This window comes from Kitasatospora sp. NPDC127060 (assembly GCF_042724935.1).
Lineage (GTDB): Bacteria > Actinomycetota > Actinomycetes > Streptomycetales > Streptomycetaceae > Kitasatospora.
Map to the genome: position 1 here is coordinate 1 of NZ_JBHXEG010000153.1, position 8,416 is coordinate 8,416.

General features: G+C 70.4%; 6 protein-coding genes and 1 pseudogene. 3 read left to right on the top strand and 4 right to left on the bottom strand.

What is annotated here, in order from left to right:
• The 4 genes from ACFWIS_RS39985 to ACFWIS_RS40000 form a co-directional block, all read right to left on the bottom strand.
• The coding region (locus tag ACFWIS_RS39985) for a LacI family DNA-binding transcriptional regulator (protein ID WP_380463722.1) at window positions 1-296 on the bottom strand (296 nt) is incomplete at its 3' end.
• A 106-nt stretch (window positions 297-402) separates the two neighbouring features.
• Window positions 403-1,377 carry a carbohydrate ABC transporter permease gene (locus tag ACFWIS_RS39990; protein ID WP_380463724.1) on the bottom strand — a complete coding sequence of 325 codons (975 nt, stop codon included), beginning with the start codon at window positions 1,375-1,377 and terminating at the stop codon, window positions 403-405.
• Window positions 1,374-2,363, bottom strand: a complete 990-nt coding sequence (locus tag ACFWIS_RS39995) for an ABC transporter permease (protein ID WP_380463726.1) — start codon at window positions 2,361-2,363, stop codon at window positions 1,374-1,376. Before ACFWIS_RS39995 ends, ACFWIS_RS39990 begins: the two co-directional genes overlap by 4 nt.
• Window positions 2,318-3,988 (bottom strand): Tat pathway signal sequence domain protein, encoded by a 1,671-nt coding sequence (locus tag ACFWIS_RS40000; protein WP_380463728.1) that lies wholly within the window; start codon window positions 3,986-3,988, stop codon window positions 2,318-2,320. The genes ACFWIS_RS39995 and ACFWIS_RS40000 overlap by 46 nt, the downstream gene beginning before the upstream one ends.
• A gap of 212 nt (window positions 3,989-4,200) precedes the next feature.
• Between ACFWIS_RS40000 and ACFWIS_RS40005 the strand changes: the two genes are divergently transcribed.
• The 3 genes and pseudogenes from ACFWIS_RS40005 to ACFWIS_RS40015 all read left to right on the top strand — a co-directional run.
• Window positions 4,201-7,056, top strand: coding sequence for a glycoside hydrolase family 3 C-terminal domain-containing protein (locus ACFWIS_RS40005; protein ID WP_380524362.1), 2,856 nt, complete (start codon window positions 4,201-4,203; stop codon window positions 7,054-7,056).
• Window positions 7,057-7,257: 201 nt separating this feature from the next.
• On the top strand, window positions 7,258-8,241 hold the full coding sequence (locus ACFWIS_RS40010) for an acetylxylan esterase (protein WP_380463732.1): 984 nt from the start codon (window positions 7,258-7,260) through the stop codon (window positions 8,239-8,241).
• Between the two features lie 71 nt (window positions 8,242-8,312).
• Window positions 8,313-8,416: pseudogene (locus ACFWIS_RS40015) on the top strand (family 1 glycosylhydrolase); the annotation flags it as partial.

Below are 8,416 nucleotides of genomic sequence, written 5' to 3' on the forward strand. Positions count from 1 at the left end.
GTGAGCAGCAGGACGTCGTAGCCGTGTTCGCGGGCGGTGACCGTGGCGGCGATGGCGATCTCCATCATGGTGGGCACGTGCACCTCGGGGTTGAGCGGCACGACCAGGGCGATGATGTGGGAGCGCTTTCCGGCGAGGGCGCGGGCACCCGCGTTGGGGTGGTACCCGAGGTCGGTGATGGCCCGTTCGATGCGCAGCCTGGTCTCGTCGGAGATCCGGCGCTTGCCGCTGAGGGCGTAGCTGACCGTGCTGGACGAGACGCCGGCGTGCCTGGCCACATCGGCGAGTTTCACCATTGCTCTGGCTTCCTCCATGTCGGTTCCGTTGAGGGCGTGGCCCGGTCCCGCTCTGGTCCCGCTCCGGTCCCGGCCCGGCGGGGCGCGCCGGACCGGTGCGGATCGCTCAGCCCTTGATCGCGCCGGTGAGGACACCGGTACGCAGGTGCTTCTGCACGAACGGGTACACGATCACCAGCGGTACCAGGGTGAGGACCACGACCGCCATCTGCAGCGACAGCGGTGCGGTCTGCGCGTGGGTCTGCCCGAAGCCGGAGTTGACCGAGCCGGGCAGGCCGTTGGCCCGGTTGACGTAGGTGAGCAGCACGTACTGCAGGGGCCACTTCTCGCTGTCCGTCGGCATGTAGAGCATGACGTTGAAGAAGGAGTTCCAGTAGCCCACGGCGTAGAAGAGCGCGGTGACGGCGGTGACGGCGCGTGAGGTGGGTAGGACGACGGACCACAGGATCCGCCACTCGCCCGCGCCGTCCATCCGGGCCGCGTCGATCAGCTCGGAGGAGGTCTCCTGGTAGAAGGCGCGCAGCACCAGGATGTTGAAGACCGAGACCGCGCTCGGCAGGATCAGCGCCCACCACTCGCCGTAGCCGCCGAGGCCGGTGACGACCAGGAAGCTCGGGATCAGACCGCCACTGATGAACATCGTGATGATCAGCAGCAGGAGGACGAAGCGGTGCCCGAGGGAGCGCGGCCGGGAGAGCCCGTAGGCGCACAGGACGGAGACGGCCATGGACACCGCGGTGCCGACCACGGTGATCCCGAGGCTCACTCCCAGCGCGGTGATGATCGTCGAGTCGCTGAGCATCTGGCGGTACGTCTCGGTGGTCAGGCCGTCCGGCCAGATCACCAGGCCGCCGGCCCGGTTGATGGCGCCGGGGGTGGAGAAGCTGGTCAGGACGATGATGTAGAGCGGGACGAGGATGACGGCGAGCATCCCGCCGAGGGTGAGGCCCTTGGCGGCCTGGCCGACGGCGGTGGGCGGCTCGTCCCAGGGCGGCCGGGCGGAGCCGGCCCGGCGCCTGGCGGCCGTGGCGGCCTGGCGGCGCTTCTCCCGCCGGGATCCCATGGTGAGTGCGTTGGTCATTTGCGATACAGCCCGTCCTCGCCGAAGGCGTGCGCCAGCCGGTTGGCACCCCAGATGAGCAGGAGGGAGACCACGCTCTTGAAGAGCCCGGCCGCCGCGCCGTAGCTGTAGCCGCCGGTGGCGATGCCGTAGTAGAAGGAGAAGGTGTCCAGGACGTCCGCGGCCTCGTGGCCGACGGCGTCGCGTTGGACCAGGAACTGCTCGAAGCCCACGGACAGGGCGTTGCCCAGCCGCAGGACCAGCATCAGCACGATCACCCCGCGCAGGCCCGGCAGCGTGATGTGCCACATCCGCCGCAGCCGTCCGGCGCCGTCCGCCGCCGCGGCCTCGTACAGCTCGCTGTTGATCGCGCTCAGTGCGGCGAGGAAGACGATGATCCCCCAGCCCGCCTCCTTCCAGATCGCCTGCGACGTGACCAGCAGCGCGAAGGTGTGCGGGTTGGTCATGATGTCCCAGGTGCCGATGTCGTGCTGGCGCAGGAACTGGTTGAGCACGCCGGCGCCGCCGAGCATCTGCTGGAAGATCGTGACCGCCAGCACCCAGGAGAAGAAGTGCGGCAGGTAGACCACGGACTGGAAGAAGTTGCGGATCCGCTCGCTGATCACCGAGTTGAGCAGCAGGGCCAGGGCGATGGGGATCGGGAAGAACAGGACCAGCTGGACGAAGCTGAGGTAGAGGGTGTTCTTCATCGAGGCCCAGAACGCCGGGTCGCCGAACAGCTGCTGGAACTGGTCGAAGCCGACCCATTCGCTGTGCCAGACCCCGACCAGCGGGTCGTACTCCTGGAAGGCGGTGACGATGCCGAACAGCGGCACGTAGTTGAACACCAGGAGCAGGACGACCGCGGGGACCGTCATCAGCAGGAGGGACTTGTCGCGCCGCAGCCTGGTCCGCCAGGTGAGCCGCGCAGGTTCGGCCGGGCGCTTGGGGGCCGCGGTGCTCACTGGCCGGTGCCGTACTTGTTGAGGACGTTGTCGGTCATCCACTGCTTGAGCCGCTCCCCGGGGCCGGAGCGCCAGCTGGCGATGGCGTCCTGCACCTCGGAGACCTTCTTCTTGCCGTGGTAGCAGTCCTTGATGGTGTCGTTGACGTTCTGCGCGGCATCGGCCGAGGCGATGGCCTGCGGCATGCTGAGGTTCATGCCCCAGAACGGCGGCTTGGTGAGGTACTTGACGTTGGCGGCCGACCAGCCTGCGTAGTCCCTGGTGACCTGCTCGTCGCCCGGGTTGCTGATCACGGAGCCGGAGGCGGCCAGGAACGAGTAGGTCGTCACCTGGACGTCCTTCTTCCCCTCCTCCGTGAAGGTCGGCATGCCGTTCACCCGGGTGTGGTGGACGCCCTCGACGCCGAAGTTGACCATGGTGTACTCGGCCGTGCCGTACGGCGCGGCGAGGTAGTTCGCGACTGCGAGCAGTTCCTGGATCTGCTCCGGCTTCAGACCGGCGTTGAGGTAGCTGATCATGCTGGCGGCGGCGCCCATGTAGATCACCGGCGTGCCCTTGCCGTCGGCGGAGATGGCGTTGAACGCGCCGCGCCGGTAGTTCGGGTCCGCGGCGGTGCCGGACTGGTGGTCGGACAGGTTCCACGCGCCCAGTCCGCCGCCCCCGATGAGCGTCTTCCCGCCGTAGAAGCGGGTGCTCCCGTTGGAGACGTCGCCGGCGAGGGCGTCCGGGTGCATGTAGCCCGAGGCGGCCAGGCGGTTGTGCCAGTCGAGGGCCTCCAGGAACTCCTGGGTCTCGAACGGGTGGACCAGCTTGCCGTTGTCGACCCGCCACTTCATCGGAACGCCCCAGGCGAACTGGAGATAGGTCCACACGTCGTCGAAGGCCCACACGCCCCGTTTGGCGTCGGTCAGTTCCTTGCCGATGTTCATCAGGTCGTCCGCGGACTTGACCTGGTCGGCGGTGATGCCCCGGGCGTCGAGGATGTCCCGGCGGTAGAAGGTGGCGCCGGGGATGCCGAAGCTGGTGGAGAAGCAGGGGATCCCGTAGAGCTTGTCGCCCCAGACGCCGTGCTGCCAGGCACCGGTGGGCAGCGCGGCCAGGTTGGGGTACTTCTTGATGTTGTCGCCGGACAGGTACGGGGTCAGGTCCGCGAGCTGGGTGCCGACCAGCCCGCCGGTGTTGAAGTTGGAGTTCAGCCAGGCCGGCAGGTTGATCCAGTCCGGCAGCTTCTTGGCGGCGGTCATCGTCGGGATGATCGTGTTGTAGTTGATGCCGTCCGTCGGCTTGACGGTCAGCTCGACCCCGAGCGCCTTGTTCATCGCCTGGTAGAAGGAGTTGCCGACCGGTGGGGCCGTGCCCCACAGCGGGGTGATCGCCGTGTAGCTGCCGCCCTTGCCCGGAACGCCGGAGACGCTGGTGGGAGGGGAAGCCGGGTAGGAGAGGTAGGCCGGGTCGGTCGCGGCGTCGCCCGTGCCCTGCACGGAGGCGATGTCCGGCTTGACTGCGTTGGTGCTGGGTACGTAGGTCGGGAGGGCGGCCTTGAGGCCTTCCTTGGTGTTCGCCGCGGCCTTCTTGTCCGAGCCGCCGCCGCAGGCGGACAGCAGGGGTGCCATCGCGGCGGCCCCCGCGACCGTGGCGGCGGTGGTCAGAAAGCTCCTGCGATTCAACCCGGATCTCATGGTGGCGTGGCCCCTCTCCGTTGAAGCGTCGAAGCGCTTGAATGTTTCGGCGAGACTAACGACGCGTTACCGGTTGAGCAAGAGGCTGAACAAAATCAAAATCCTTTGGTTCCCGGCTAGTTGACAGGCCAGTTGGGCCGTGTCAGCGTCGAGGCGCTTCGACTTGACCACTGAGCCCAGCTGTCCGAGGGGTATTCCACGTGAGTTCCGTGCCGGCATCCGCAGCCGACCTGCCTGCTTTCCGCAATCCCACGCTCGCCCCGCGCAAGCGTGTCGACGACCTGCTTCAGCGGCTCACACTCGACGAACGGCTCGCGATGCTGCACCAGTACGCGCCGGCCGTGCCTCGCCTGGGTCTCGGCCCGTTCCGTACCGGCAGTGAGGGCCTGCACGGAGTCTCCTGGCTCGGCGTGGCGACGGTGTTCCCGCAGGCCGTCGGCCTCGGCGCCAGCTGGGACGAGGACCTGGTGCGCGGAGTCGCCGAGGCGGTGTCGACCGAGCTGCGGGCCTTCCACTACCACCGCCCGCCGGCAGTCGGCAGCCCCGAGCGCGGGCCCAACTCCCTGCAGGCCTGGGCCCCCGTGCTCAACCTGCTGCGCGATCCGCGCTGGGGGCGCAACGAGGAGGGCTACTCCGAGGACCCGGTGCACACCGCGCGGGTCGGCGAGGCGTTCTGCCGGGGTCTCTCCGGCGACCACCCGGACTACCTGCGGACCGCGCCGGTGCTCAAGCACTTCCTCGCGTACAACAACGAGGACGACCGCTGCACCACCTCCTCCGGGGTGCGCCCGCGCGTCCTCCAGGAGTACGACCTCGCCGCCTTCCGTCCCGTCGTCGCCTCCGGCGCCGCGACCGGCGCGATGGCCGCCTACAACCTGGTCAACGGCCGCCCCTGCCACGTCAGTCCGCTGATCGAGGTGGAGCTGCGCCGCTGGGCCCGGCAGACGGGCCACGAGCTGTTCGTGGTCAGCGACGCCGAGGCCCCCTCCAACCTGGTCGACCCGGAGCACTACTTCGACGACCATGCCGAGTCCCACGCGGCCGCGCTCAAGGCCGGCATCGACAACTTCACCGACCACGGCGAGGACAGCGCCACCGTGATCGGCCGGCTGCGCGAGGCGTTGGAGCGCGGCCTGATCGAGGAGGCCGACGTCGACCGCGCCGTCCGCCGGCAGCTCGAAGTGCGCCTGCGGCTCGGCGAGTTCGACCCCGAACTGGACCCGTACACGGGCATCGGCCCCGAGGTGATCGACAGCCCCGAACACCGTGCCCTGGCCCGGAGGGCGGCCGCCGAGTCGACCGTCCTGCTCAAGAACACCGGTCTGCTGCCGATCGACCCGGCCCGCGCACCCAGGATCGCCGTCATCGGCCCGCTCGCCGACACCCTCTTCGAGGACTGGTACAGCGGCACCCTGCCGTACCAGGTGGGCATCGCCACCGGACTGGCCGCGGCCCTCGGCGCCCACGGCGGCGAGGTCGTCACGGTGGAGGGCTCGGACCGCATCACCCTCCGCTCGCGCACCACCGGTGAGCTGCTCGGGAAGTCCGCCTTCGACGTGACCGACTGGGGCGGTGGCGCCACCACCCTGCGCGCCGCCGACACCGGTCGGTTCCTGTCCCTCCAGGACGACGACGGCCTGGCGGCCGGTCAGGACGTGATCAAGAGCTGGTTCGTCAAGGAGACCTTCCGGATCGAACCGGACGGCCCCGACACGGTGCTGCTGCGATCGGTCTTCACCGGGCGCTACGCCGCCGTGGACCCGACCGACGGCCGGGTGAGCGTCACCGCGGAGAGCGCGGAGGACGCCGAGCGCTGGCAGCGCGAGCTGGTGCGCGACGGCATCGCCGAGGCCCGGGCGGCCGCCGCGGACGCGGATGTCGCCGTGGTCGTCCTCGGCAACCACCCGCTGATCAACGGCCGCGAGACCGAGGACCGCGCCGACATCGACCTGCCCGAGGGGCAGGAGGAACTGCTGCGCGCCGTCGCCGAAGTCCGCCCGGACACCGCCCTGGTCGTGATGAGCAGCTACCCGTACGCCCTCGACTGGGCCGACGAACACCTGCCCGCCGTGGTGTGGACGTCCCACGGCGGGCAGGAAACAGGACACGCGCTGGCCGCGGTGCTGCTCGGCGGGGCCGAGCCCGCCGGCCGCCTGCCGCAGACCTGGTACCGGGGCGACGACCCGCTGCCCGCCCCGCTCGACTACGACATCATCAAGGCCGGCTGGACCTACCAGTACCACCGGGGCGCCACCCTCTACCCCTTCGGCCACGGGCTCTCCTACACCGACGTCGCCTACCGGGACCCACGGCTGTCGCAGCCGTCGATCGGCCCGGACGGCGCGGTCGACCTCACCGTCACCGTGGAGAACCGCGGCCGGCGCGCCGGCAGCGACGTCGTCCAGGTCTACGTCCGCGCCCTGAACGCCCGCTACGAGGCGCCCCGGCTGCGCCTGGCCGACTTCCGCAAGGTCCGCCTGGAGCCGGGGGAGAGGCGCGAGCTGACGTTCCGGCTGCCGGCCGAGCGGTTCGCCCACTGGGACGTCGCCACGGGCGCCTTCGCCGTCGACCCCGGCGGCTACGAGGTCGTCGTGGCGAGGTCGGCCGAGGACGAGGTCCTCGTCGTGCCGCTCACCGTGACCGGGGCGGCGCCGACCCCCCGCGCCGTCGTCGGACGGAGCGTCCAGGCCGTCGACTTCGACGACCACACCGACATCACCATCGTCGACGCCACCCGCGACGACGGTGACGCCGTGACCCCCACCGACCCCGGGCAGCCCGCGACGCTGCTGTTCCGCGAGGTCGACCTCTCCGGGGCCGTCCGGGTCGAGGTCGAGACCGCCCGCGAGGGCGGGAAGACGGGACCGGCCCGGCTCGACGTCCGGTCCGGCGGGCGGGTGGTGGCCGAGGTCGAGGTGCCCGTGACCGGCGACCGCTACGCCTGGACGACGGTCACCGCCGACCTCGCCGCCCCGCTCGACGGCGTGCACGACCTGAGCCTGACCCTGCACGGCGACTACCGGCTCTCCTCGTTCCGGTTCGGTGCGGCCGGCTGAGGCCTCCCGCCCCACAGACCGGCGGCCCGTCCCGAGGGAAGACGGGCCGCCACCCGTTCCAGCCCGGCTCACCGCACGGGGCGATCCCGCCGGCCGCCTGGGCGCCGACCCGCAGTCACCAGCCGCCCGGAGGCGGCCCGCATGTCACTGCTCACACCCCATCACCTGACCTCGAACTCGCAGCACCCGGAGGGATCGCCCATGCCCGTCACCGACTTCGGCGCCGAGGAGTTCGCCGCCTACCGTCCCGAGCCGACCGTTCCGGAGGACTTCGACGAGTTCTGGCAGCGGACTCTTGCCGAGGCCCGTTCGCAGGGCGGCGCGGTCAAGGCCGAACGTGTCACCGAGCAGTACGGACTGCGCACCGTGGAGGTCGACGACGTACGGTTCTCCGGCTGGAACGGCGAGCCGGTGGCCGCCTGGCTGCTGCGCCCGCGCGACGCCGAAGGCCCGTTGCCCGTCGTCGTCACCTACATGGGATACAGCGGGGGGCGCGGGTTGCCCACCGAGCATCTGCTGTGGTCCGCGGCCGGGTACGCCCAGCTGGTCGTCGACAGCCGGGGGCAGGGACACGACACTCCGGACCGGGGCGTGGGCGAGGGCACCCAGTGGGTCGGGGGTTTCATGACCCGGGGCATCGAGTCCCCGGAGAACCACTACTACCGGCGGTTGATGACCGACTGTGTGCGTGCGGTGGACGCCGTCGCGCAGTTGCCCGGTCTCGACGCGGATCGGATCGTCGTGGCGGGCGGCAGCCAGGGTGGTGGGCTGTCCCTGGCGGTGGCGGGGCTCAGCGGGGACCGGGTGGCGGCGGTGATGCCGGACGTGCCGTTCCTGTGCGACTACCTTGAAGGCGCGCGGACCTCTCTGGACGGTCCGTACCAGGAGCTCGTCAGCTATCTGCGTTGGCACAGTCGGGAGCGCGTTCAGCCGACGTTCGCGACCCTCGCGTACTTCGACGGCGTCCACTTCGCCCGGCGGGCCACCGCTCCGGCTCTGTTCAGTGTCGGTCTGATGGACCCGGTCTGCCCGCCGCGGACGGTCTATGCCGCGTTCAACCACTACGCGGGCGAGGACCGGACGATGACGGTGTGGCGGTTCGCCGACCACGCCGGGGGCTGCGGCTCGAACCCGCCCGTCCAGCTGGCCTGGCTGCGCGAGCGCGGGCTGGCGCCCACGTGGTGACCGCACCACCGTGACCCGTGCCCGGCTCACCGAGAGACCTCATGAGGGTGAGCGCACGGATCGGCCCCGACGTCGGCCATGGGCAGCGTTTCGGCCTGGTTCGCGTCGACTACGACACTCTGACTCGTACCCCGAAGGACAGTTATGACTGGTACCGGGGCCTGATCACCGCGCA

Excerpts from the sequence above, each read along its gene's own strand:
- ACFWIS_RS40010 (WP_380463732.1), top strand. The coding sequence starts at position 7,258 with ATGCCCGTCACCGACTTCGGCGCCGAGGAGTTCGCCGCCTACCGTCCC.
- ACFWIS_RS39990 (WP_380463724.1), bottom strand. The coding sequence starts at position 1,377 with ATGACCAACGCACTCACCATGGGATCCCGGCGGGAGAAGCGCCGCCAG.